At 72.3% G+C, this 23,458-nt stretch carries 17 protein-coding genes; 9 read left to right on the top strand and 8 right to left on the bottom strand.

The genetic code is table 11. The features are described 5' to 3' along the window. Nucleotides 1-156: 156 nt before the first annotated feature. Together KYK13_RS03420 and KYK13_RS03415 are read right to left on the bottom strand one after the other, a co-directional pair. Nucleotides 157-2,532: an alpha-2-macroglobulin family protein gene (locus tag KYK13_RS03420; RefSeq protein WP_223641917.1), complete on the bottom strand. Its 2,376-nt coding sequence runs from the start codon at nt 2,530-2,532 to the stop codon at nt 157-159. Further along, nucleotides 2,529-5,561: an MG2 domain-containing protein gene (locus KYK13_RS03415; RefSeq protein ID WP_370645281.1), complete on the bottom strand. Its 3,033-nt coding sequence runs from the start codon at nt 5,559-5,561 to the stop codon at nt 2,529-2,531. Before KYK13_RS03415 ends, KYK13_RS03420 begins: the two co-directional genes overlap by 4 nt. A gap of 182 nt (nt 5,562-5,743) precedes the next feature. Between KYK13_RS03415 and KYK13_RS03410 the strand changes: the two genes are divergently transcribed. Next, on the top strand, nt 5,744-6,934 hold the full coding sequence (locus KYK13_RS03410; RefSeq protein WP_223641915.1) for a hypothetical protein: 1,191 nt from the start codon (nt 5,744-5,746) through the stop codon (nt 6,932-6,934). Between the two features lie 60 nt (nt 6,935-6,994). On the opposite strand, the gene KYK13_RS03405 is transcribed toward KYK13_RS03410, so the two are convergent. Next, nucleotides 6,995-7,291, bottom strand: coding sequence for a hypothetical protein (locus KYK13_RS03405; RefSeq protein ID WP_223641914.1), 297 nt, complete (start codon nt 7,289-7,291; stop codon nt 6,995-6,997). Between the two features lie 485 nt (nt 7,292-7,776). Here KYK13_RS03405 and KYK13_RS03400 point away from each other — a divergent pair, with 485 nt between their 5' ends. Continuing rightward, nucleotides 7,777-7,986 carry a hypothetical protein gene (locus KYK13_RS03400; protein ID WP_223641913.1) on the top strand — a complete coding sequence of 70 codons (210 nt, stop codon included), beginning with the start codon at nt 7,777-7,779 and terminating at the stop codon, nt 7,984-7,986. Between the two features lie 137 nt (nt 7,987-8,123). On the opposite strand, the gene KYK13_RS03395 is transcribed toward KYK13_RS03400, so the two are convergent. Then, the gene (locus KYK13_RS03395; RefSeq protein ID WP_223641912.1) at nt 8,124-9,029 is read right to left on the bottom strand and encodes an AEC family transporter; all 906 of its coding nucleotides are present in this window, start codon (nt 9,027-9,029) and stop codon (nt 8,124-8,126) included. A gap of 226 nt (nt 9,030-9,255) precedes the next feature. On the opposite strand from KYK13_RS03395, the gene KYK13_RS03390 reads away from it, so the two are divergent. Then, the gene (locus KYK13_RS03390) at nt 9,256-10,509 is read left to right on the top strand and encodes an MFS transporter (protein ID WP_223641910.1); all 1,254 of its coding nucleotides are present in this window, start codon (nt 9,256-9,258) and stop codon (nt 10,507-10,509) included. 6 nt (nt 10,510-10,515) lie between these two features. On the opposite strand, the gene traC is transcribed toward KYK13_RS03390, so the two are convergent. After that, nucleotides 10,516-12,330 (bottom strand): outer membrane exchange accessory lipoprotein TraC, encoded by a 1,815-nt coding sequence (gene traC / locus KYK13_RS03385; RefSeq protein ID WP_223641908.1) that lies wholly within the window; start codon nt 12,328-12,330, stop codon nt 10,516-10,518. Nucleotides 12,331-12,605: 275 nt separating this feature from the next. Here traC and KYK13_RS03380 point away from each other — a divergent pair, with 275 nt between their 5' ends. Together KYK13_RS03380 and KYK13_RS03375 are read left to right on the top strand one after the other, a co-directional pair. Then, nucleotides 12,606-12,842 carry a hypothetical protein gene (locus KYK13_RS03380; RefSeq protein ID WP_223641907.1) on the top strand — a complete coding sequence of 79 codons (237 nt, stop codon included), beginning with the start codon at nt 12,606-12,608 and terminating at the stop codon, nt 12,840-12,842. 175 nt (nt 12,843-13,017) lie between these two features. Next, nucleotides 13,018-13,809, top strand: a complete 792-nt coding sequence (locus KYK13_RS03375) for an FRG domain-containing protein (protein WP_223641906.1) — start codon at nt 13,018-13,020, stop codon at nt 13,807-13,809. A gap of 129 nt (nt 13,810-13,938) precedes the next feature. Here the strand turns inward: KYK13_RS03375 and KYK13_RS03370 are convergent, their stop codons facing one another. Beyond that, a complete protein-coding gene (locus KYK13_RS03370; protein ID WP_223641905.1) occupies nt 13,939-14,136 on the bottom strand; it encodes a hypothetical protein in 198 nt (65 codons plus the stop codon). Nucleotides 14,137-14,476: 340 nt separating this feature from the next. Between KYK13_RS03370 and KYK13_RS03365 the strand changes: the two genes are divergently transcribed. From KYK13_RS03365 to KYK13_RS03355, 3 genes are all read left to right on the top strand, one after another. Next, a complete protein-coding gene (locus tag KYK13_RS03365; RefSeq protein ID WP_223641904.1) occupies nt 14,477-16,288 on the top strand; it encodes an acyl-CoA dehydrogenase in 1,812 nt (603 codons plus the stop codon). A 1-nt stretch (nt 16,289) separates the two neighbouring features. Then, complete coding sequence (locus KYK13_RS03360; RefSeq protein WP_223641903.1) at nt 16,290-17,099, top strand: hypothetical protein; 810 nt, start codon at nt 16,290-16,292, stop codon at nt 17,097-17,099. 117 nt (nt 17,100-17,216) lie between these two features. Beyond that, nucleotides 17,217-17,951, top strand: coding sequence for a hypothetical protein (locus KYK13_RS03355; protein WP_223641902.1), 735 nt, complete (start codon nt 17,217-17,219; stop codon nt 17,949-17,951). A 118-nt stretch (nt 17,952-18,069) separates the two neighbouring features. Here KYK13_RS03355 and KYK13_RS03350 read toward each other — a convergent pair whose 3' ends face one another. Then, a complete protein-coding gene (locus tag KYK13_RS03350; protein WP_223641901.1) occupies nt 18,070-20,289 on the bottom strand; it encodes a M4 family metallopeptidase in 2,220 nt (739 codons plus the stop codon). Between the two features lie 258 nt (nt 20,290-20,547). Here KYK13_RS03350 and KYK13_RS03345 point away from each other — a divergent pair, with 258 nt between their 5' ends. After that, complete coding sequence (locus KYK13_RS03345; protein ID WP_223641899.1) at nt 20,548-21,744, top strand: DUF1615 domain-containing protein; 1,197 nt, start codon at nt 20,548-20,550, stop codon at nt 21,742-21,744. Between the two features lie 18 nt (nt 21,745-21,762). On the opposite strand, the gene KYK13_RS03340 is transcribed toward KYK13_RS03345, so the two are convergent. Further along, a complete protein-coding gene (locus KYK13_RS03340; protein ID WP_223641897.1) occupies nt 21,763-23,370 on the bottom strand; it encodes a fibronectin type III domain-containing protein in 1,608 nt (535 codons plus the stop codon). Nucleotides 23,371-23,458 lie beyond the last annotated feature (88 nt).

The raw sequence follows: 23,458 nt of genomic DNA, 5'->3' as shown, positions 1-23,458 counted from the left end.
ACGCATGCGGGCAGCGATTGCACCGGGCCTGAAGCGCCTGGCGGGCCGGGCCCCTGCCGCGCTACCGCCGCGCATTCCAACCGCCCCCAAGGCGGGACGGAAAGGGGCCTGCACCGGCGCCGTGAGTGGGGAATGACCCCACGGCGCCGGAGGGCTTCAGCGCACGGCCCAGGTGGCGGGCGGCAGCGACGCGGTGAGGTCCGAGCGGCCGGGCACGTCCAGTCGCGCCGCGCCCGCCTGCAACGTCCCGGCGAGCGTGGGCAGCACGCGGAACTCCACCTGCACCGGCGCGCCCTGTTCCCTGGGAGGAAGGTCCAGGGACACTGCTCCATCCCGCACATCCCAGGAGGTCACCTGGCCGGAGTCGACGAGCGCGGCCAGGCTCGCGGGGTCCACCTGCACGCCCGCGGGCAGGTCCTGCTGGAAGCGCAGCGGCAGCGACGCGGGCGCCGCCAGCTGGACGCGCACGTTCGACAGCTGCCCCACGCGCGCCTCCTTCGGCCCCGTCACGGCCAGCTGCAGGCCGCCCCGGGTCTCGCGCTTCCACGGCACCGCCGCGGACAGCGCCAGGGAGAAGCCCAGCCCCGGCACCGCTGGCTCCGCGCGCACGGTCCACGCGTGCGTCCCCGCCGAGCCTGGCGCGGCGGCCTCCATGGCCAGCACCTCGCGCAGCGCCTTCGTGTCGTAGGTGCCCTCCGTGACGACCTGCCCGTCGCGCGCCACCGTCACGCGCACCCGGGCCGGCAACGGGTCCTTGAAGAGGACGAGCGCCGCGCGCAACCCCACTCGGTTGGCCTGCCCATCCCCCCAGCCCAGGCCCGGCGTGTAGTGCGCGAGCAGCCAGGCTCCCAGGTCCGCAAGCGGCGCCTTCGCATCGCCCTGGAGGGCGAGCACCGCCATCGCCGTGGCCTCCGCCTCCGAGGGCTCCTGCCCGTCCGCGCGGACCGTGTCCGGCTCCACCGGCAGCCACGCGGTGCCATCCGGCGCGGACTTCAGCGCCCCGCGCACGCGGGCGCGCAGGGCGTCCGCCACGCTGCCCTCCGCCGCGCCCTCCGCCAGCAGCACCGCCGCGGTGTAGCCGTCGTTCACCTGCGGCAGGTAGCGCTCGAAGACGCCCGCCGCGCGCACGGAGAAGGCCGCCGAGCGCCGCCTGCCCTCCGGGGTCCCTGACGCCGCGCGCACCGTGCGGGCGCAGTCCGCCGTCGCCACCAGCAGCCGCTGGAGCGTCCAGCCGTCACCGCCCTGGCAGGTGCCGTCCGGCCGCTGCGCCTGGGCCACCTGCGCCACCAGCCGCTCGCCCAGCCTCGCGAGCACCGGGTTGTCCGGGTGGGCCAGCGCGCCCTCGGCGAGCCGCGTCGCCACGTCCACCGAGGGAGCCCGCGCCGCGCGGAGCACCCGCTGCGTCGCCATCAGCGACACCGCCTTGAGCGCGGAGGGGTCCGTCGTCTCGCCCAGCGCCTTCAAGAGCTCCGGCGCCTGGCCCGCGAGCAGGAGCGCGTACGCGTCCCCGGCCACGTCCACCGGCCGGCGCTCCACCGCCGCCAGCTCCGCGCGCACCACGCCCAGCGCGCCCGGGTACACCTGCAAGCGCACCCGCTCGCTGCCGGCCTGCGCGTCCGAGGGGCCCACCAGGGTCAGCGTGCGCGGCGCGGCCAGTGAACCGCCGCGCGCCTGGACCACGGGCTGCCCGGTGGCCCACACGTCGAAGTCGCGCACCACCGCGTCCGTGTCTCCCAGCGACGCACGCACCGTCACCGGCCCCGCGCCTGCGGCCTTCACCGTCACCGCCTCCACCACGCTGCCGCGCGCGGGCACCCGCACCGTGCGAGCGCCGGACTCCACCTGCGCGCCCGTCACGTCCACCTTGAGCGCCGCCTCCACCGCCTTGTCGGTGGTGTTCACCACCTGCACCGGCAGGCGCACCGTGTCGCCCGCGCGCAGGAACGGCGGCAGCACCGGATCCACGTACGTGGGCAGCGTGCCCGCGAAGGACGTCACCGCCCCCGCCTGCGCGCCGGAGCGAGAGTGCGCGAGCGCCAGCACCCGCCACTGCGTCAGCCGGTCCGGCACGCGCACCGGCACCGTCGCCGCGCCGTTCGCGTCCGTCACCACCAGCGGCTCGAAGAGGAACGTCTCCGGGAACCACGCGCGGGTGGGCGCGGCCGCGCCGTCCTGGGCGCCCCCACGCTCCTTCGCCATCGCATCCATCTCCGGGGGCGCCGCCATCTCCTCGAGCACGGGCGCGGCGGCCATCGGAGCCTCGGCCCGTCCGCCGCCTCCCAGCGTTCCCCCCTCGTCGTCATAGGCGTTCGACGAGCCGAAGTTCCTCATCGCCTTGCGCTGCAGGCCATCCACTCCACCGGGGCCTGGTGGGCGCATGGCCACGACCATCCCATCGCCCGCGAGCGCGGCGGCGCTCTGCCCCATGGTGCGGCGGATGACGTCCCCCGCCACCAGCGCGAGCGTCACCCCGCCCAGCACGAATCCCACCCCGAAGCCCGCGGCCCCGGACATCCACGAACGCTGCTTCATGGCGCCTCCCGGGCGACCCACGCGCCCCAGTTCACGACGTCCTCTGGCAACCGCGTTCCACTCACCACCACCGCGCGCGGATCCGTCAGGGCCAGCAGGTCCTCCGGCAGCCGCGACAGCCGCAGCTTGCGGCCGAACGCATCCGTCACCTTCTGCCCGCGCTGCTCGCACGCGGCCAGTGACTCCGACCACAGCCGGGCGAGCCCCGCGGGGTCCAGCGTCTCACCCTCGGGCGCGCTCTCCTCCCACTTGCGCGTGCGCGCGTGCAGCTCCGTCAGCACCGCGTAGAAGGGCTCCGTGAGCTCCGCGTCCGGGGAGAAGGGGCTCGTGGCGCTCGCCGTCATGGGCGTCTCCACGTCCTCCAACGTGGGCACCGCCGTCACGCGCAGGAGCGCCGCCGCGGCCGCGTTCGCGCCCCGGATCCGCCCCATGGCCAGCGCCTGGCCGTCCAGCACGCCAAAGGCCGGCATGGCCACCGACGGCGAGGGCCGCAGCCCGTCCAGCGCGTCCGCGCCCGGCAGCGGCGCCAGCTGGGACAGCGTCTCGTCCACGCCGAAGAGGCCGACCGCCGCTTCCCCGTCCTTCCCGTCCACGCGCGTGTGGACCTGGAGGTGCGCCAGCTCCCCGGGCGCGTACGCGGGCTTGTCCGGCGACACCTCCACCGACAGCGACGCGCGAGGCGCCACGTACACGCGCGCGGTCGCCGCCATGCTCTCCACCTGCGCCCAACCCTCGAAGTCCTGGGGCAGCGTGAAGCGCGCCGAGCGCGTGGCCGGATCCACCTTCTCCTTGAGCCGCGTCTGTCCCGCCACCAGCTCCAGGGTCGCGGGCACCTCGCCCGTGAAGCCAGGGCCGCGAAGCAGCTCCACCTTCACGGGCTCGCCCGCCTTCGCCAGGACCGGCGTCGCGCGCAGGCGCAGCGGCGGCAGGCTCGCCGAGCGCAGCACGAGCTTCGTCTCCCCCATGTCCCGGCCGTCCCACCTCGCCTGGACCTTCAGCTCGTAGCCCAGGAACGTGGTGGGCTGGGGCGGATGGGGGATGCCGTTTCCGCCATACGTGGGCTGCGCGATGAAGCGCACCACGCCCATGGCCTCCGGCGGCCGCCGTCCCGCCTGGACGTCCGACGGGGTCTGGGCCGGGATGCGGATGCGGGCGAAGCGCTCCTTCACGCAGGCCAGCGCCGCCGCGGGCAGCGCGCCCTCACCCGTGGGCTCCGGCAGCCACGACACCGCCAGCTCCGGCCTGTCCGCCCACCGCCGCCACGTCAGCGCGGCGGGCACGGCCACGACGCGGTCCAACGCGGGCGGCAGGCACGCGCGCGCATCCAGCGCGGCGACGGCCAGCCCCTCGCTCACGCCCCGGTCATCTCCCTGCGCGGTCGCCGTGCTCCACCGCAGCGACGGCAGGCCCGGGTCCTGGACCCGGAAGCTCAGCTGGAGCATCCGCTCCGCGCCCGGGGGCAGGCCCTTCGCGCGCAGCGCCGACGCCACGCACGCCTCCAAGCCCTCGTCCGCTCCCGCCACGTCCAGCACCTGCCCGGACGCGCCCACCCGCACGGCGAACTCCGCCGTGGAGCCACTCCCGGAGACGGAGACGAAGCGCGCGCAAGGATGCAGCGCGGGCAGCAGCCGCTCCAGCGCCAATTGATCCTCCAGTGACGACTGTCCCGCCTGCGTGCCCAGCAGGTCCCGGGACGACAGCAACGACACGGGCGGAGGACGCGGCGGCACGCGCACCGGCAAGGGCGGCACCACCACGTTCACCGCGGGGCCTGGATCCAACTGGAAGGCGGCCACGCCGTCCTCGTCCGCCACCGCGCTCACGCCCCTGTCTCGCGGATCCCACGCGCGCGTCACCGTCACCTCCGCGCCCGGCAACACCTGCCCGGAGGCGGTGGTGGCGCGCAGGTAGACGCGGTTGCTGAAGCCCGCCACCAGCCCGTCCTCCAGCTCCGTCACGGAGGACACGGCCAGCGCGTCCTCGGACAACAGGAGCGACACGGCGCCGCGCACCGGCTCACCCGTGGGGTCCTTCGCCTCCACGCTCGCGCTCAGCGTGGCCTGTCCGCGCAGGTCCTGGGGCACGCGCGGCAGCGTCACGCGGAAGCGGCCGGCGGCGTCCGTGCGCGCCTTCGCCGGCAGCTCGCCCCGCAGCCACTCCGTCGGCGGAGGCCATCCACCCGCGTGGCTCCACGTCAGCGTCACCTCCGTGTCCGCCACCGGCGCGCCGGACGCGTACGACACCTGTCCCGTCACCTCCGGCGTGTCGTTGGCGCGCCAGAAGGGCCGCGAGCTCTTCGCCTCCAACCGCAAGCGCGGCAGCGTGAAGGGCTCCACCGTGAAGCGCGCGACGCCAGAGGCGCCACCACTGTTCCACGACACCGTCCACGTGCCCGTGAGCGCGCCCCGGTCCAGCGGGAAGTCCCCCGCCACCACGCCCCAGCTGCCCGCGGGCGCGCGCTCCTCCAGCACCACCTCACCGGAGGGGTCCGTCACCTTCCACGTCCCCGGCCGCCCATCGAGCGGCGACAGGTCCTTCGCGCGCAGCGCCACCGCGCGGAAGCGCACCCGGTGCCCGGGCTCGTAGAGGGGCCGGTCGGTGAGCACGCGCACCCGCGCGGGCGCGTACAGTGGCAAGGGTGCCTCCACCGCTCCGGCGCCCAGCGGCGTGGTGACGCGCGCGCGCAGCTGGTAGTCGCCGTCCGGCACCTGCGGCAGCGACACCGGCGCCGCGAGGGCCCCCGTTTCGCCGCGCTCCCAATGGCCGTCTGCGTCCAGCGGCAGCGGTGTCTCCTTGCCGGCCGCGTCCACCAGGAACAGCGCCGCGGAGCCCCGGATGACGGGGGCCTGGAACGCTCGGCCCTTGTCGTCCACGCCGTGCGCCAGCGCCCAGACATTCACCCGGCTGGAGGCGCCGCGCGCGAGGCCGTTGGCGGACACGCTCACCGTCTGGCGGAACTCCCCGTCCGGACACTCCGGCGTCTCCACGCCCTGGAACACCCAGGCGGACAGACACCGCCCGGAAGCCATGAAGGCCAGGCCTCCCCCCAGAAGCAACAAGCCGACCCCTCCGGCCACCCATCGCCGGCGCTGGATGCCACCTGTCATGCGTTTTCTCCCCGTCTTCCCACTGTACGCCGGAAAGCGGGAAGCCGGTCCCCACCTCCCCCCGATGACGTATCCGCGGAGTGGCTGCGCTAGGGTGAAGCGCCATGGCCGTCGCGTCGAAGAACCGTCCCCCGCTGGATGCCCTGCCGCCCCGCCTGGATGCGCTGCTCGAAGCCTTGATGGACCGCGACTTCGCGGCGCGACTGCACAAGGTCTACCAGGCGGCCGCCGTCGCCATCGACCGGCTGGGACACCTGAACATCGTGAAGTACGAGCCCACCACCGCAGAACCCGACGACGCCGCGGACCTGTCCCTCTGGGAGACGATGGCGCCCGCCATCGGCGAGACGCTGATGGACGTCAACAAGCTGGTGGCCGCCATCCGCGACGCCTTCCCGCCGCCCGCGCGCTCCGCCTCATCGAACGACGGCGGCTGGGCCCCGCCGCCCGCGAGCTCCGACGAGCGCCTGTCACAGGAAGCCGAGGCCGTGCTGCACGCCAGCGCGGAGCGCCTGTCCAAGCGCGTGCAGGAGCTGGGCGTGCAGATGCGCCGGCCGGAGGTGGTGAGCGACCGCTGGACGCTGATGTCGGAACTGGCCGCGTCGCGCGCGGACTTCCGCAATCGCATCGGCGACCTCGTGTACCTCACCGCCGCGGCCTTCGCGGACGTGCGCCGCGAGGACGTGGTGCCCGGCTACGCGAACCAGATGGGCGCGCGCGTCGCCCTCAGGGGCGCGGCCGCGGACCTGCGCCGCTCGCTGCAGGGCCGGCTGGAGCGCGCCGCGAAGGCCACGGACGCCCAGCGGCCCGCGCTGGCGAGGCAGGCCGAGGAGAGCCTGGCCGCGTTCGTGTCCCTGCCCGCGACGCTCGCGCTGAGGACGCCCACCAAGCGCGAAATCGTCGCGGCGAGGGGCCGGCTGCGCGAGGCGGGCGAGCGCGCCGAGCTGGGGCCGGAGGTGCTGCCCGGGCTGGTGGAGCCCTTCCTCGCGCTGATGGACGAGGCGATGGACGAGCTGACCCGCACGTGGCTCACCGTGCACGACCGCGCGGTGTGGGCCGCGAGCGGGGCGAAGCTGGAGCAGGTGGAGATGCACCTGGAGCTGGGCTCTCCCGGCGCCGCGCGCGTGCTGGAGGAGGCGGTGGCGGCGGCGGGCGCGCTCTCGGGTCGCTCGGCGCCCTTCGACGCGTTCCTGCGCAAGGGCCGCCAGGAGGCCGCGGCCGGGCTCGACGAGGCCGGCGCGCGCGACCTGCTCGCCCGCTTCCGCGAGCGGCTGGCCAGCCTGCCGTTCAGCTAGGGAGCCGTGCCTCGACAGGGCCCGGAAGCTCCGGGCCCTGGAAGCGAGCGGCTGGACGCCTCAGGGCTTCGTGGGCGAGGCCGGCGTGGGCGCGGGAAGCACGGGGACCTCCTGCTTCGGAGGCAGCACGCGCAGTTCCTCGTAGCGCGCCGCCAGCGTCTCCGGCGTCAGCTCCTCCTGCCACTGCTTGGGGTTGGTGTTCCACCCGAAGTCGGCCGGCACCTTGCCGCCGCCCTGGCTGGAGTAGCCAATCATGTCCGGGAACTGCGCGGACCAACGGCCGCCCGGATCCGGTTCCTTGGTGACGTGCTGCCGGTTGGGGAGGGGGAAGGACTTGGCCTTGGGAGCATCACTCATGAAGCCAAGCCTCTCCGAAAGAAGCCTCATTGGGTAGAGCCAAGCGGGGTCCCTGCCGCCTTCGCGCATGGTTCTTGGGGGGCAGCACGCTCGGCCCCAGCTCGAACACCGCCGCGAAGTAGCGCGCCTGGGCCTCGCTTCCATAGCGGTAGCGCCGCAAGCCCCCCGCATGGGCCACCTCCACCCGCCAGCCCTTCCGGTCGCACATGACCTTCACTGTGTTCCCTGCACCCATCCCACGCCTCCCCCGGCCCGTTGCTGTCCGAGGGGGTGCGCCATGAAATCCCCGTGCCAGCGCCCGCAAGCCCGCCCAAGGGGTTGCGGTGTCGGCGGGTGAGCAGTGGGCGGCGGGACCGGTAACGTTTGCAGGGCTGCCCCGGAGGGCTGTCTTCTGTCCCGGAGAGGTGGGGCAAGGCGCCACACCAGGTCCTCGCGGGCGAGACAGGTCGGCTTGTGTCGGGCGGATCCTGCGTTAACTCAAGGGCATGACCCAATTCGAGACCCAGAGCGGAGAGCGGTTCGCGGACTTCGATCTTCCCGAGGGCTGCATGATGTGCGGCGGCGCGGTCTCCATCCGGGCCACGCCGGCCGGCGCACACGGCTACTGCCCGCAGTGCCATGTGCTGTCGCGTCCGCAGATGCGCGTGAAGCCCAACGGCGTCGAGCTCTCCTTCCAGACCACGGCGCTCGCCTGAACCCGGGCGCCGCATCACCACGATGACCACCCGCCCGGGGGGCACGCTCCCCGGCGCGGCGATGACGAGAACGCCCGTGCGACCGCACGGAGGGCACCGCGCGAGAAACCCACGCGCCGCCTCCTGCCGCGCGGGCGTCAGTGCACCAGCGACACGAGCAACGGCGCGGTGAAGAAGGACAGCGGGATGCCCACGCCCACCATCAGCACCGCCAGCTCCGGATCCAGATCGTGCTCGGCCGCGAGGATGGCCGCCGTCACCATGGGCGCCATGGCGACCTGGAGCACCGCGGTCTGCCTCACCACCAGCGCCAGCCCTGGCAGGAACATCAGCACGCCCAGCACCGCCAGCGGCGCGAGCACCAGCTTGTAGGACAGCCCCAGCGCGAGCGCCGGCGCACGCGAACCAATCCCCTTCAGCCGCAGCTGGAAGCCCACGATGAACAGCGCCAGCGGCGTGAGCAGGTCACCCAGCCGCTGCAGCACGGACTCCAGCCAGTCCGGGAAGGCGAAGGGGCGCAAGAGCAGCGCCACCACCAGCGTCTGGAACGGGGTGAACAGCAGCACCTTGCGCGCGAGCGTGCGGACGGACAGCGACGCCTGGGCGCGGGCCCGCGCCGCCGTGAGCGTGGCCAGCGTCGCCAGCACCAGGAACGAGCCCAGCTGATCCGCCACCACCGCCACCGGCACCGCCGGGGGCCCCAGGAGCGCGGTGGCCATGGGCAGCCCCACGAAGGCCGTGTTGCCCAGGCCCGCGGTGAGGATGAGCGCCGCCACCGACTCGCGCGCCAGGCCCAGCCGGGGCCCGAGCACCCGCATGAAGAGCACCGCCCCCGCGAAGAGCAGCCACGGCGCCGCGGCGGCCACCAGCAGCCCGGGCGCGAACTCCAGCCGGTGCATGGCGCGCAGCACCAGCGCGGGCAGGGACACATTGAGCAGGAAGGCGTTGAACGCGGGCGCCGTCCCTTCCGGGAACCGGCCGCTCCGGCGCGCCACCACGCCCAACAGGAGGCACACCCCCAGGAGTCCGATGACCTGCCCCATGCCCGCCTTTCCCGGTGTGGGTTGGCGCGGCAACCTGGAGGAGCCCGGAGGGGATGTCCAGCGCCATGAAGGACGTACCGGGAAGTCGCGTTTCGCGCGCGACTGGAATGCATGAGGTTCCAACCGCCCGCGTGTGACGGAGCGCGCATGGAAACGGGCGGGGCGCGGGCGCATGCTGGCGGACGCCCCGGTCAGGCGTCCCTCCCACGGCCGTCGGGCATCCTCCATGAATCCCGTTGCCATGGTGTTGAGAGCGCTGGGCGGAGGTGGCCTGCCACGGACGTACTGGGTCCTGTGGGTGGGCACCTTCGTGAACCGGCTGGGGTCCTTCGTCGCGCCGTTCCTGGCGCTCTACCTCACGCGCGAGCGCGGCTTCAGCGTGGAGCAGGCGGGCTTCATCGTGGCGCTCAACGGCGCGGGCGCGGTGCTGGCGGCGCCCCTGGGAGGCATGCTCGCGGACCGGGTGGGCCGGCGGCTGACGCTCGCGGGGGGCCTGTGGCTGGGGTCGGGGGCCATGCTGTTCATCGGCCACTCGGAGACGCCGGGAAGCATCGCGGTGGCGGCCTTCCTCCTGGGCATCCTGGGAGACCTCTACCGGCCGGCGGTGTCCGCGGCGGTGGCGGACCTGGTGGCGCCCCGGGACCGGGCGCGCGCGTACGGGTTGCTCTACTGGGTCATCAACCTGGGCTTCGCCATCGCGCTGCCGCTGGCGGGCCTCCTGGCGGGGCTGGGCTACCGGCTGCTCTTCATCGCGGACGCGGTGACCACGTTCCTCTACGGCTGCTGCGTCTGGGCGTTCGTGCCGGAGACGCGGCCCGCGGAGGCGCGGGCGGCGCACGCGTCCCACTCGCCGCTGGGGGCGGTGCTGTCGCCCTTCCGCGACGGCGTGTACCTGGCCTTCTGCCTGCCGGTGTTCGCGCTGGCGCTGCTCTTCCACCAGAGCTTCATGAGCCTGCCGCTGACGCTCACCCAGCAGGGGCTGACGCCCGCCCAGTACGGGCTGGTGATGTCCGTCAACGGCGTGCTCATCGTCGCGCTCCAGCCGTTCGTCGTGCGCGGGGTGGCCCGGGTGCGGCGCTCCACCGCGCTGGCGGTGGCGGGCGTGCTCACCGCCGTGGGCTTCGGGCTGCACGCGCTACCAGCCACGGTGCCGCTGGCGATGGCCGCGGTGGCGGTGTGGACGCTGGGGGAGATCGTCCACTCGCCGGTGGCGCCGTCGGTGGTGGCGGACCTGGCGCCGGCGGAGCTGCGCGGCAGCTACCAGGGCGCGTACCACATGATGTGGGGCCTGGCCTCCAGCATCGCCCCCGCGCTGGGAGGCGCGATGCTGGGCCACGTGGGCGGCCGCGCGCTGTGGGCGGGCTGCTTCTGCGTGGGGCTGGCCGCGGCCGCGTGGCACCTGACCATCGCGGGCGCGCGCCGGCGCCGGGTGGAGACGCTGCGGCTGGAGCGCCCGGAGATGAGCGCCAGCCTGGACTGACCGGGGCTACTGCCCCACGCCCAGCAGGGCCTCCGGCTTCGTGAGGCCGCGCGCGCGGGCGACGGGCTGGAGGATGTCCTGCGGGGGCGCGTCCGCGGTGAGCAGCAGCGCGCGCACGGCCGTCTCCACCACGTCCTCCGCGCCGGGGCGCACCATGCCGCGCCGGGCGTCCTCCACGCGCTTGCCGCGGTACAGGTCGAAGCGCTCCTTCACGTGCCGGGCCACGTCCTGGACGGCCTTGTCGCCCGCGTCCACGCGCAGCTCCAGCTCGTTGCGCAGCTGCACGGGGTCCGCGAGCACGCCGTAGCGGTCATACCCCTTGTGCGCCAGGTCCTCGTGCAGCACCGCGTAGTCCTGCGTGTTCGGCGCGGCCACCTGCTGGGGCGTCAGCAGGTCGCGCATCACCGACGTCACGGTGGCCGTCACGGTGAGCCGGTGCAGCTGCACGTCGTAGACGAAGTCCGAATACATGGGCTCCTCCACGGTGATGGGCTCACGGAAGACGGCGTCGCGGTTGCGCTGCACCTCGGTGCGCTGGGACTCCGCCTTGTCCAGCGCCACCTGCACCGCCACCTCCAGCACGCGCGTCGCCTTGGCCTTCATCGTCATCAGGCCCTCGTCCTGGGTGCACTGGCCGGAGCAGCGCTCCGGGTCGCACTCGCCCGGCACCTTGCCCGGGCTCTTCGCGTCGCGGGCCTCCTCGCCGCACTCCTGGATGGCCTTGCGGCACTCGCGCTTCTCCCGCTCGCGGCAGCGCTCGGCGACGTCGCGAAGCGTGCCCAGCTCCAGCTGGGCCTTGAGGTACTCGCGCAGCACGGCGGCCTGCTTGCGCTCCACGCCCTCCAGGGTGCGCTCCGCCTCCAACAGCTTCTTCTCGTACTCAGCGCGCTTGGGGTTGGGCACGGAGCGGTTGCCCGCGAGGTAGCGCTGGCTGCGCTGGGACTCCTCCACCGCCTTGAGCGGCAGCACGCGCTCCAGGGCCAGGTCCAGCTTCACGCCCACGCGGCCCGGGGGCGCCTCCGTCACGACCTTCAGGGGCAGCTGCGTGGGGAGCGCCGCGGCCAGCCGTCCCGCGCTCAGCCGCTGGGCGACATCCGGGGCCTGGGCGTTGTCCTCCACGGGGGTGGCCACCACCAGGAAGGCCACCTCGTCGCGCAGCTTCTGCCGCACGGCCTCCGCGCGCTCGCGGGCGGCGGTGGCGCCCACGCGCTCCTGGTCCGCGCGCACGTAGGCCACGAGCGCGTTGCCCAGCTTGCCGGCCTTCTCCAGTGACTCCGCGCTGGAGAAGAAGCGCTTCGCCCACGCCACCTGCACGGCGTCCACGCCCTTGCGCGCATTCACGTGGTCCGGCGCCACGGCGAGCACCGCGTCCAGCTCCGCGCGGGCATCCTGGAGCTTCTCCTCCTTGAGCAGCCCCAATGCCACCTGCACGCGCGCCTCCAGCGTCTGGGCGAGCAGCGCGCGGGCACCGTCATGGTCGGGGTCCAGCTCCAGCACTCGCACCAGCAGCTTGGTGGCGGACGGCAGGTCCCCGGAGGCATGGGCGGCGCCGGCCTCCTGGTACACCTCCGCGCCCCACGCCTTGCGCACCGCGCGCAGCTTCACGGTGACCTCGGAGGCCCCCGGGTCCGCGGCCAGGGCGCGCAGGTAGGCCGCCTCCGCCTCCGCCCAGTGGCGCTCCTTCACGGCGCCGTCCCCCTCGCGCACGGCGCGGGAGAAGGCGGAACAGCCGCTGAGCAGCACCAGGGACAGGAGCGCCAGGGCGCTCAGCCAGCGGGAGGAAGCACGAGGGGGTCGGGCGGGGGAGCTCACGCGCCGCATTCTCGCGGGAAAGCGCTCCAGGCGTGAAGATTCCGACGGCCTGCCCGGCTGGTTGCTCCGCGTGAAGGCAGACATCCTGGCGGGGCGGGCCCGGGACGCCCGACGTCATTAGGCTGTTGTGCCTTTTGAATGTGTCGCACCCACACGGTCTTCTGCTGGCAGCGATGAGCCGGGGTGCAAGCGTTCAGTGTCCGGACAGCGGCACGCCGGGAATGACGCGACGCACCGGTCAGTAGAGGGAATCAGCACCCACGAGGGGGGCTAGAGAGAATCCCATGCCTTGTCCACAGCCGCGTCCCACCAGGTTCCACCCTCCGCTGCGGGCTGAGACGTTCTCCATCGAGGAGCACCGCAACGTGCACTGCCGCTTCTACGGCGGATGCATCGACGTGGCGGTCCGCCAGGATTGGGAGAGCTTCACCTGCGCCAAGTGCCCCTTGTTCCAGCAGGACAAGGCGCCGGGCGCCAGCTCGTATGCCTTCACGCAGCCCGCGGACTTCGGGCAGCCCTGAGATGTCTCTGTTTCAGTTTCCGTGATGGAGACGGCCGGGCGTCCTGCCCGCTGGCGCGCCCCTCCGCTGGGAGGGGGAGCGGGCGGGAGGGGCGTCCGGCGCCGTCTCCCGCCGGGCCCGCCGCTGCGTTCCTGAAGGGCAGGGTCCACCTTGTCAGGCGGCGAGGGGCCAGCGGATGCAGGAGCGGCGAGTCACATCCTGGTTGGAGTTGCAGGACCTGATGTTCGCGGGCTCGTGGAACGAGCCCCTGCACCGGTTCCGCACGAGCTTCGTGTTCCGGGGCGTTCCGAACGCGACGTTGGATTTGACGGCGACGCTGAACCGCCAGGGGGCGTTCGTGCGGCAGGAGAGGGATCTGCTACGGGCCTTCCGCAAGTACGCGCGGGGCGTCCCGGGCACGGAGCGCCTGACGTCCATCTGGGACTGGCTGGCGCTGGCGCAGCACCACGGGATGCCGACGCGGCTGCTCGACTGGACGTTCAGTCCCTATGTGGCCCTGCACTTCATGACGGAGCGCGTGGACCTGATGGAGGAGGACGGGGCGGTCTGGTGCGTGGACTACCACAAGACGAACGAGCAGCTGCCCCGGCCGCTGCGTGAGCAGTTGCGGGTGGAGGGGGCGGACGTGTTCACGGCGGAGATGTTGGCGTCGGTGGCGCAGGACCTGCCGACGTTCGACGGGCTGGGGGAGCATCCGTTCGTGTTGTTCTTCGAGCCGCCGTCGTTGGACGCGCGCATCGTGAACCAGTTCGCGCTGTTCTCGGTGATGAACGGGCCGGGGCTGAGCCTGAACGACTTCCTGGGGCACCAGCACCACGGCGTGCGCAGGCTGGTGGTGCCGGCGTCGCTCAAGTGGGAGATACGAGACAAGCTCGACCAGGCGAACATCACCGAGCGCGTCCTCTTCCCCGGCCTGGATGGACTCAGCCGCTGGCTGCGTCGCTACTACGCTCCGCGGCCCCGGTAGACACAGCGTCGCCTGCGGGAACTTCCGGTGCGGGCGGAGTCGTCCATCCGCACACCCCACCCACAGCCCCAGCAGTGACGGCAGCACGAAGCGCACGGCGCATCCTCGCGAGGAATGCGCCTCACGCCTTCACGCGTGCACGGGTTCCCCACCCATGGGTCCGGACCTGTCCCTCTCGTGCCGCGCCGCGAGCTCTGCGTTTTCCCTCGCCCACCGCGCCTCGTCGTCGCGCGCGTTCTTGTGCGCGAGCACGCCCCCCATGATGACCCCACCCATCACCAGCAACATGACCAGGACTCCCACCAGCATCGAGCCGACGATGATCATCGGAAAATACCTCCACCTCCAACGGTGCGTCGCGCCCGCCCCTCCCGCAGGCCCGGGCCGACACGCCCTGCGGGACCTTGCCTCCCCGACCGTCCCCGCCCGGCAATGGACAGACATGAGCCCCACCTTCAGACGGGAATCGCCGGGACACCCCACACGGAGGTGCACCAATGCCAGACACCGGCATCGACCCGCACAGCCCCCCCTCCCCCGCCGGAAAGCCCAAGCCCTCGCTGCCCCCGCACGCTCCCCGCCCGGAAGCCCCACCCGCGTCCAACGGTGAATGCCCGTCGCACGATGACTTCGACGGCCCCATCGCGTCCTGGTAGGGAACCCGGGCATGAGCGTGCCCCGCCCCAATCCCCTGCTGTCGGACCGCGACGTGGACTTCCAGCTCTACGAGGCGCTGGACACCGCCGCCCTCTGCGCGCTGCCGGCCTTCCAGGAGCACTCGCGTGACACCTTCACGCTCCTCCTGGACAGCACCCGCCGCTTCGCCCGCGAGGTGCTCGCTCCCACCTACCGGCCCATGGACGCCGCCCCGCCCGTCTTCGAACACGGCCGCGTGCGCGTCCACCCCGCCATGCGCTCGCTCTACGCCGGCATGGCCGACCTGGGCCTGCTCACCGCCACCCGCCCGGCCGACGTCGGCGGCCAACAGCTCCCCCTCACCGTGCACGCCGTGGCCAGCGCCTACCTCATGGCCGCCAACCTGAGCGCCTATGGCTACCTGGGCCTCACCCTCGGCGCCGCGCACCTGCTGGAAGTCTTCGGCACGCCCTTCCTGCGCGACACCTTCATGACCCGGATGTACCGGGGCGAGTGGACCGGCACCATGGCGCTCACCGAGCCCCAGGCCGGCAGCAGCCTCGCGGACGTGAAGACGCGCGCCACGCCCGCGCCGGACGGCACGTACCGGCTCCAGGGCTCGAAAATCTTCATCAGCGGGGGCGACCAGGACTTCACCGACAACATCGTGCACCTCACCCTCGCCCGCATCGAGGGCGCCGAGGGCGGTACGCGCGGCGTGTCCCTCTTCGCCGTGCCCTCGCGCAGGCCCCAGGGAGACACCCTCGTCCCCAACGACGTCCAGGTGGCCGGCGTCATCCACAAGATTGGCTGGCGCGGCCTGCCCAGCCTCGTCCTCAACTTCGGCGAGTCCCATGACTGTCACGGCTGGCTCGTGGGCCAGCCCGGACGCGGGCTCGCCTGCATGTTCCAGATGATGAACGAGGCCCGCATCATGGTGGGCCTCAACGGCGTGTCCACCGCCGCCGTCGCCTACCAGGAATCACTCGCCTACGCGCGCGAGCGCCCCCAGGGCCGCCCCGCCGGCATCCGCGACACCTCGCGCGCCCAGTCCCCCATCATCGAACACGCGGACGTGCGGCGCATGCTGCTGCGCCAGAAGGCCATCGTGGAGGGCGGCCTCGCGCTCCTGCTCCTCACCTCCACGCAGTCGGACCTCGCCCACCACGCCCCGGACGAAGCCACGCGCAAGCGCGCGCAGCTGCTGCTGGACCTGCTCACGCCCATCGCCAAGACGTTCCCCGCGGAGAAGGGCTTCGAGTCCAACGCGCTCGCGCTGCAGATCCACGGCGGCTACGGCTACTCCAGCGAGTACCTCCCCGAAGCGTGGCTGCGAGACCAGAAGCTCAACAGCATCCACGAGGGCACCACCGGCATCCAGGGCCTGGACCTGCTCGGGCGCAAGGCAGTGGCGGAGGGCGGCGCCGCGCTCCAGGCGCTCGACGAGGAGGTGCGCGCCACCACCGCCCGTGCCCGCGCCGCCGGGGTGGAGCCCGCGTGGAGCGATGCCTTGGAGGACGCGCTCCAGCAGGCCGCGTCCCTCACCCTGGAGCTGGGCGCGCGAGGCATGGCCGGCGAAGTGGACGTGATGCTCCGCCACAGCACGGACTTCCTGGAGCTCTTCAGCGTGGTGGCCGTCGCGTGGCGCTGGCTCGCGCAAGCAGCCGCCGCGAAGGAAGGCCTCGCGCGCGCTCCCTCACCGGAGGACACCGCCTTCTACGAGGGCAAGCTCGCCGCCGCGCAGTACTGGTTCGCCGTGGAGGTGCCGCGCGTGCCGCTGCTCGCCCACCTGTGCCGCACGGGCGAGGACTCCTACGCGCGCATGCGTCCGGACTGGTTCTGACATGTCCGTCTCCTTCCACCTGTGCCAGCCCGGCAGGGGCGCGTCCTGCGGCGCCTGCTGCGGCCTCTACAACTTCCGGGACCACTCGCGCGCGGCGCTGACCCGCAGGCTCACGGCGCAGACCGAGCGCCTGTCCCGCACGCCCCACACGCCCGAGGCCTACGCCGAGGCCGCGCGCGAGCTCACCGCGAACCGGGACGCCCCCGCGCTCTTCCCCATCGTGCGGGTATGTCCCCTGCTGGGCTTCCTGGACGCGGAGCGCCAGCGCGTGGGCTGCCTGGGCCACCCGCTGGTGACGGGAGGCACGGACCTGCGCGACTGCGGCGTCTACCGCGCCACTGTCTGTGAAACCTTCACCTGTCCATCCTTCGGCTGGCTCACCGACGCGCAGGCGCGGCTGATCCAGGCCGCGTGCGCGGACTGGTACCTCTATGGGCTCGTCATCACCGACGTGGAGTTCGTGCGCGGCTGCCTGAAGCTCCTCGAGTGGGAGCTGGGAGGCCCCGCGTCCCCCGACGTCCTGCGCGAGCGTCCGGAATCGCTCGCCGCCGTGCGCCGCCTCTTCGCCCTCAAGGAGACGGCCCCCGGCCGCGACGGCCAGGCCACCGTGTTCGGGCGCTTCACCCATGACCCGGAAGGGGAACCCACCCCGCGCTCGCTCGACTACGCGGCGCTGGGTACGCGCGCCGCCCCCGAGGATGACGTGGTCCTGTGCCTGGGCTACACCCCCTCGAGCGCGACGGAGCTCATCGCCGCGAGGGAGCGGGTGCGCGACCACGTGCGCGCCGTGGCCGCCACGCTCCCCGCGTAGCCGCCATCCAGAAGCCAACACCCTTCCAGACGCTGGACGCTTGCACCGGCAGGGGGTCGTCCGCAGGTTCGCCTGCGGGAGGGTTGGCGGATGGGTGGACGGTGGATGTGGTTGGGGATGGTGGGTTTGTGCTCGCTCGCTCCCGGCTGTCGGGAGCATGACACCGCGGACGCGATGCCGACGGCGATGCAGGCCCGCGACTCCGCGAGCGGCGGACTGATGGTGCCGGCCACGCCCGCGCTGGCGCGGAGCACGGTGGACACCACCCGGCCTCCAAGCGGGGACGCGCGGCCCGCCGCGAACGCGCAAGTGCCTCCGGATACGACGCCTCCGCCCGCTGCCCGGCCGCTCCCAGGACCTCGCGTGAACGAGCCCGCCCAGACGGCGCAGGCCCGTCAGAGCGCCCCGCCCAACCCCAACGCACAGGCGAACGCCCGACAGCAGCCCCAGGGCCGCCCGGACGGCACGCCCACGACGCGGGCGCCCGCCGAGGGGCGGGTCATGATTGGCGCCCAGGCCGTGCAGGCCAGCGATGACGAGGCCTGGTACGAGGGCGCGGCCAAGGCGGCACAGGCGGCGGTGACGGACACCTCCGCCAACCGGCCGCTGGAGCAGGTCATCATCGCGTCCAGCACGGTGAGCGGCCGGGTGACCAGCGTGGGCCGGAACACCCTGCACGTGCGCGACGGCGAAGGTACCGTCTACGAGCTCCAACTCGACCAGCGCAGCCGCGGTCTGCGCCAGGGCCAGCGCGTGCCCCTCAAGGAGCTCCAGGAAGGCACGCCGGTGCGCGCGCAGTTCGTCCTCATGGGCGGCCGCACCGTCGCGCGCGACGTGCAGGTGCGGCGTTAGGCGGCACGTTCCGGTGCCTGAAACGACGACACCCGGGAAGCCATGGAGGCTCCCCGGGTGCCTGTCTTCATCCCGGACTCCCCTCACGCGAAGGGAGCCGGGCTGGAAGCGGGTGCGACTACCAGACCGCCTTGAGCGTCACGCCCGAGTAGGCCGTGTACCCGTTGAGCTTCACGTAGTACTTGCCCGCGGTCGTCTTGGTGATGCTGCACGACTCGTTGTTGCCGGACAGGTACGGACGGCAGTCATACGACGCGGTCGTCGGCGAGGAGCCGAACTTCACGTACATGTCCGCGTCGCCCGTGCCACCCGCGATGGAGAACGTGACCTTCTTGCTCGCCGGCACGTCCACGGTGATCCACTCCTGGGTGAAGGAGCCGGAGGCGCCGGAGATGCCCGTCACCGGCACGTTGTTCTGCAGCACGTTGCCACCGCCGCCACCGCCCGTGCTGTAGCTGCCCGTCAGCGTCACGCCGGAGTAGGCGGAGTAGGCGTTCAGCATCACGTAGTAGGTGCCCGCCTGGATGTTGGTGATGGTGCACGTCTCCTCGTTGCCACTGGCGTACGGACGGCAATCGTAGGTGGCCGAGTCCGGCGCCGCGCCGAAGCGCACGTACAGGTCCACGTCACCCGTGCCGCCGGTCGTGACGAACTTGAGGTTCGTGGCGCCCGAGGGGACGACCAGCGAGTAGTACTTCTTGCTGCCCGAGCTGCCGGACAGGCCGGTCACCGGCGTGCCGTTGGTCAGCGGGGTGGAGGTCGGGGGCGGAACCGTCACGCCCACGCCCACCGCTTCCCAGGCCGCCTTCACCGCGTCCTGCGTGGCCTGGTCATAGCCCAGGTCCGCCGCCGCCTGGATGGTCCAGGCCTTGGCCTGCACGTACGTCGTGCCCGCCGTGTAGAGCTCCGTGTTGGCGCGGTACCAGATCTGCCCGGCCTTCTGGACGCCGATGCCCGGCACGTTCACGGTGCTCTTGCCGCGCGGGTGCGTGCCGCCCTTGGAGAGCAGCGCGAACGCCAGGTTGGGCACGCCAGAGGTGTAGTGCACGTCCTGGCCGGAGTAGTCCGGCGCCCAGTCGAGCGACACGCCGTCCTTCGCCGGGTCGTCCATGTAGCGGAGCGCGTCACCCGCGACGCCGGGGGTCCACACGTCCTCGCCCACCATCCAGACGTCCGGCGCGGTGCTCCACGTGCCGGAGGCCCAGCTCTCGCAGATGGCGCCGAAGGTGTCGGACATGGCCTCGTTGAGGCCGCCGGACTGGCCGGAGTACGTGAGGTTGGACTCGTTCTGCGTCACCGCGTGGGTCAGCTCGTGGACCGTGACGTCCGCGTCCTTGCCCAGCTCGATGGAGTTCACGCCGTCGCCGTCGCCGTACACCATCTGGGTGCCGTCCCAGTAGGCGTTCACGTAGTTCTTGCTGTAGTGGACCGAGCTGATCAGCGTCTGGCCCGCGTTGTTCAGCGAGTCGCGGTTGAAGTTCGTCTTGTAGCAGTCGTAGGTGTAGCCCAGCATGTCGTAGTTCATGTCGACATGCGAGTCACCGATGGCCGCCTGGCCCTCGGAGCGCTTGAGCGTGCCCGGGGTGGTGGTGGTGTTGTTCGAGCTGTACACCTTGCGGTTGAGCGCGGAGTGGATCTGCGGCGCGCGCAGCACGATGGAGCCGTCCACCGCGCTCACGTACACGCGGTCGCGCAGCGGCATCAGGTCCTTCTCACCCGTCACCGTCACTTCGTACGCCAGGCGGAGCGCGCCGTCCTCTGTGCGCACGTACACCAGGCGGGGGGAGCCCTGGACGTCCAGGCCCGTGCCCACCGTCGCGCTCAGCGCCGCTTCGCGAGCGGCCGTGCCGGCGATGCGCGGCATGGCGGACACGTTCAGGCCGTCGCGCGCGGACCCGTTGGCGCGGAACACCGTGCCGTCCGGGCGCACGTGAACCACCAGCTCACCGCCGACGACCTCCAGGCCGTTCTTCGTCTGCGTGAAGCGCAGGTGCTGGTTGCCCTGCTCGTCGGTGCTCGACTTGCGCAACACCAGGTCGTCCGGGTTCAGCCGGAACGCCGCGGCCACGCCGGCCACCGCCTGACGGCTCGACTGCAGCGTGTTCAGCGTCCGCTCCACCCGGCCCAGCTCGCCACGGATGCTGTCCGGGATGCCGTCCGCGTGCACCCCCAACACCTGCGCGCCGCCGAGCGCGTTCAGCGCGCTCTGGATGTCCTCGCCCGACTTCTCCTGCTCGGGAGCCTGCGTCTCCTCCCCCGTCGAACCCTGCGTGCCGCACGCCGTCAGAGCCACACCCAGCCAGGCTGCGCCAATCGTCTTCAACAGTCGATGAGCCAAAGCGATACCTCCAGGAAAAAACAGCGGGATGATACGTGACACATTCGAATTCATCAGATCAACTTCTTTTTGGAGAAAGTGCGTTTTGCCACTTTCTCCTTTCCTAATGCTCGAGCGTGGAACTCAAGAATTGCAGTTTAAGAAATTTACAGCAGTTTTGCCGCTATTCACCGGCTCTCGGGAGGGAACGGACCCGCCTCCGGGATGTCTCAAAAAATGTTTCATGAGACGCCCTCTCACCTGCGGCGGGAGGCGGGCATGACGCGGACCGCCGTCCGGCGTTGGACAGGCGTGTTGTACGTGGGTGCGGCGCTGGCGCTCACGGCCTGCGCGTCGCGGGCGCCGGTGGTGACGGAGGTGCCCGCGCCACCCACGTTGTCGGTGGCGCAGGTGGCGCGGCTGATGCCCGCGAAGGTGAAGGGAGCGGAGCGCGAGGGTTGGGCGCGCGACGTGCTGGCGGCGCTGGACGCGGAGGCGATTCCCGCGTCGGCGCCGGTGGTGTGTCAGGTGCTGGCCATCATCGAACAGGAGTCCGGCTTCCAGGCGGACCCCGCGGTGCCGGGGCTGCCCAGGCTGGTGCGCCAGAAGCTGGACACCACGGCGGGACGGCTGGGCCCCCTGGGGCGGCGGCTGCTGGACGAGGTGCTCGCGGCGAAGCCGAAGGGGGCGAAGCGCACCTTCAGCGAGCGGCTGGATGCCCTGCGCACCGAGCGGGACCTGGACCGGCTCTTCCGCGACATGCTGGCGTACTACGAGGCGGAGTACCCGACGGCGTACGCGGCCGCGGACCTGGCCAGCTCCCTGTTCGGTCCGTCCTCGTTCGCGGGGCAGAACCCCGTCACCACCGCGGGCTCCATGCAGGTCAGCGTGCGCTACGCGGTGGAGAAGGCGGGCCCGGACGCGGATCCGGTGGCGGTGCGCGAGTCGCTCTATACGCGCGCGGGCGGCGTGCGCTACGGCACCGCGCGGCTCCTGGGCTTCGAGGCCGCGTACGACGCGCCGCTCTACCGCTTCGCGGATTACAACGGAGGCGTCTACAGCTCCCGCAACGCCGCGCTGCAGGCCCAGGTCAGCCGCCTCACCGGCGTCCCCCTGGCGACGGATGGCGACCTGCGCTTGTATGACAAGAAGGGAGAGCCCCGGGGCGAGGACAGCCAGAGCCTCAAGGCGCTGCTCCTCTTCCGCCAGCGCTACGCGCCGGACCTGAGCGAGCGTCGGGTGCGCCGGGACGTGGAGGAGGAGAAGACGGCGGACTTCGAGAAGACGGACACGTACCTGGCCGTGAAGCGCGTGTACGCGAAGCAGACGGGAGAGGCGCCCGCGTATGCCCAATTGCCCCAGGTGACGCTCAAGAGCGTGAAGCTGAGCGGGGAGCGCACCACCGCGTGGTTCGCGAAGTCGGTGGACGCCCGCTACCAGCAATGCATGGCCCGCCACCGCCAGACGGCGCGGTAGCGGGCCCGCACGCCGGAACTACGGCGTGGTGAAGGCGGCGCTGAACGTGTCCGCGGTGATGGAGGGCAACAGCTCCCCGGTGATGTACGGGGCGCGCGAGGGCTCGTAGAGCGGCGAGCCGTCCGCCAACACACGCACGTAGTAGGTGGAGCCGGGCAGCAGCAGGCCCGGCGGCAGGCGGACCTGGGTCCGGTCACCCGGCACGGCGAAGCGCAGCGTGGGGTTGGAGGTCCAGGTGCCCATCAACTGGATGACAGACACCACGTAGTTCCGGGCCGTGCCCAGGGCGGGGGGCCGCCAGGAGATGACGGGCTGGTTGGTGCCCACCACGCGCGACACATAGGCGTCCAGGCCGTCGATGCGCAGCTCCCGCGGCGGCGAGAGGGCCGGCTGGATGGGGCCGGCGACCAGGTGGTCCAGCCGGTCGGTGACGAAGATGTTGCCGCTGGGGTAGTGGACCCGGCTCCCGACGACGACGGGCGTCGCGGACCGGAACGAATAGCCGGCGGTGCCCACCACGCCCCAGCTGGACGGATAGGGATTGCCGTAGGCGAGCCGGCTCGCGATGACGCCATCCTCTCCGCGCGGCAGCCACATGTTGAACAGCTCGCCCTGGTAGCCCACCCACCCGTACTGGTAGCCGAACGGCGCGGGAACCAGCGACAACGAGGGATAGTTGAGCGTGCCGTTGGGGTTCGCGTCCGAGCGCCAGCGGGTGAACTCCTTCAGGCGCCACTCCAGGGAGAAGGGCGTCTGCCGCAAGGGCTGCAGCGTGGCGGACAGCGCCAGCGGGGTGGTGCCGTCCGGCATGAACGAGAACGGCGGCAGGTGCGCGCTGCTCACCACGGACTGGTACGCCAGGGGCCCGCCGCTCGGCAGCGTCCCGGCCTGCACGGAGTTGAACTGGTTCACGTAGATGCGGTCGCCCTTCGACGCGTCCAGGACCGGCGCCCCGTAGGTGAAGAACGCGGAGGCGTACGGGTCGACGATGGAGGTGTCGCCGGCCGGGGACCACACGGACAACGTGCTGTACAGGTTCACGTCCGCGCTGATGAGCTGCACGGAGCTGCCCGGCTCGGAGACGGACGAATAGTCCTGCCAGGGCTCCAGGTTGAAGAGCTCCGCCGATACGGGGGAATCGGTGAGGGGCAGATAGACCGCGTCGGGCCGGCCAATGCGGTTGACGCCCAGGTCGAAGTGACGCTCGCGCGTCAGGTAGTAGTTCCGGCCCGAGCGCAGGAAGTATTCACCTTCGGGAACGTTGTCGAAGCGCACGCCCCCTGCCACCGGCGTGCCCGAGTACCGGTCGTAGTCGACGCCGTGGGGGATGAGGATCTCCAGGTCGAGGCTGGACAGGTCCTGGGGCACCACCGTCACCCCGGCGCTGGTGTGGAAGCGCGTGTCCGCCGTCACCAGCACGGACGTGCCCGCGTCCACCGGCCCGGAGCCCGCGTCGGGCTCACCGCAGCCCGGCAGCAGCTCCTCGTGGGTGATGACCGCGGCCCCCTCGCGGGGGTCCATGGCCATTTCGGGAGGGTGCACCTCCTCGGGGGGAGGCGCCTCGCCGCAGCCCAGCCAGGCCGCGCAGGTGGGGACGAGCAACAACGACAGGCGTCGCAAGGACATGATGGGCCTTTGAACAGACAGTCAGCAATGCTTGTCTGGTTCCGGCCCCAACCAGACGCCGCCTTCTATACGTGAAGGGTCTGACTTT

It is taken from the genome of Corallococcus sp. EGB (assembly GCF_019968905.1).
In the GTDB taxonomy this organism is placed as follows: Bacteria; Myxococcota; Myxococcia; order Myxococcales; family Myxococcaceae; genus Corallococcus.
The sequence above is the reverse complement of the archived record's forward strand: the minus strand, read 5'-3'. Positions and strand labels throughout refer to the sequence as shown.

Bases quoted from the DNA above. Each gene is read 5' to 3' on its own strand.
- KYK13_RS03420 (WP_223641917.1), bottom strand. From the start codon at position 2,532: ATGAAGCAGCGTTCGTGGATGTCCGGGGCCGCGGGCTTCGGGGTGGGA.
- KYK13_RS03415 (WP_370645281.1), bottom strand. From the start codon at position 5,561: ATGGCTTCCGGGCGGTGTCTGTCCGCCTGGGTGTTCCAGGGCGTGGAG.
- KYK13_RS03410 (WP_223641915.1), top strand. From the start codon at position 5,744: ATGGCCGTCGCGTCGAAGAACCGTCCCCCGCTGGATGCCCTGCCGCCC.
- KYK13_RS03405 (WP_223641914.1), bottom strand. From the start codon at position 7,291: ATGAGTGATGCTCCCAAGGCCAAGTCCTTCCCCCTCCCCAACCGGCAG.
- KYK13_RS03400 (WP_223641913.1), top strand. From the start codon at position 7,777: ATGACCCAATTCGAGACCCAGAGCGGAGAGCGGTTCGCGGACTTCGAT.
- KYK13_RS03395 (WP_223641912.1), bottom strand. From the start codon at position 9,029: ATGGGGCAGGTCATCGGACTCCTGGGGGTGTGCCTCCTGTTGGGCGTG.
- KYK13_RS03390 (WP_223641910.1), top strand. From the start codon at position 9,256: ATGAATCCCGTTGCCATGGTGTTGAGAGCGCTGGGCGGAGGTGGCCTG.
- traC (WP_223641908.1), bottom strand. From the start codon at position 12,330: ATGCGGCGCGTGAGCTCCCCCGCCCGACCCCCTCGTGCTTCCTCCCGC.
- KYK13_RS03380 (WP_223641907.1), top strand. From the start codon at position 12,606: ATGCCTTGTCCACAGCCGCGTCCCACCAGGTTCCACCCTCCGCTGCGG.
- KYK13_RS03375 (WP_223641906.1), top strand. From the start codon at position 13,018: ATGCAGGAGCGGCGAGTCACATCCTGGTTGGAGTTGCAGGACCTGATG.
- KYK13_RS03370 (WP_223641905.1), bottom strand. From the start codon at position 14,136: ATGATCATCGTCGGCTCGATGCTGGTGGGAGTCCTGGTCATGTTGCTG.
- KYK13_RS03365 (WP_223641904.1), top strand. From the start codon at position 14,477: ATGAGCGTGCCCCGCCCCAATCCCCTGCTGTCGGACCGCGACGTGGAC.
- KYK13_RS03360 (WP_223641903.1), top strand. From the start codon at position 16,290: ATGTCCGTCTCCTTCCACCTGTGCCAGCCCGGCAGGGGCGCGTCCTGC.
- KYK13_RS03355 (WP_223641902.1), top strand. From the start codon at position 17,217: ATGGTGGGTTTGTGCTCGCTCGCTCCCGGCTGTCGGGAGCATGACACC.
- KYK13_RS03345 (WP_223641899.1), top strand. From the start codon at position 20,548: ATGACGCGGACCGCCGTCCGGCGTTGGACAGGCGTGTTGTACGTGGGT.
- KYK13_RS03340 (WP_223641897.1), bottom strand. From the start codon at position 23,370: ATGTCCTTGCGACGCCTGTCGTTGTTGCTCGTCCCCACCTGCGCGGCC.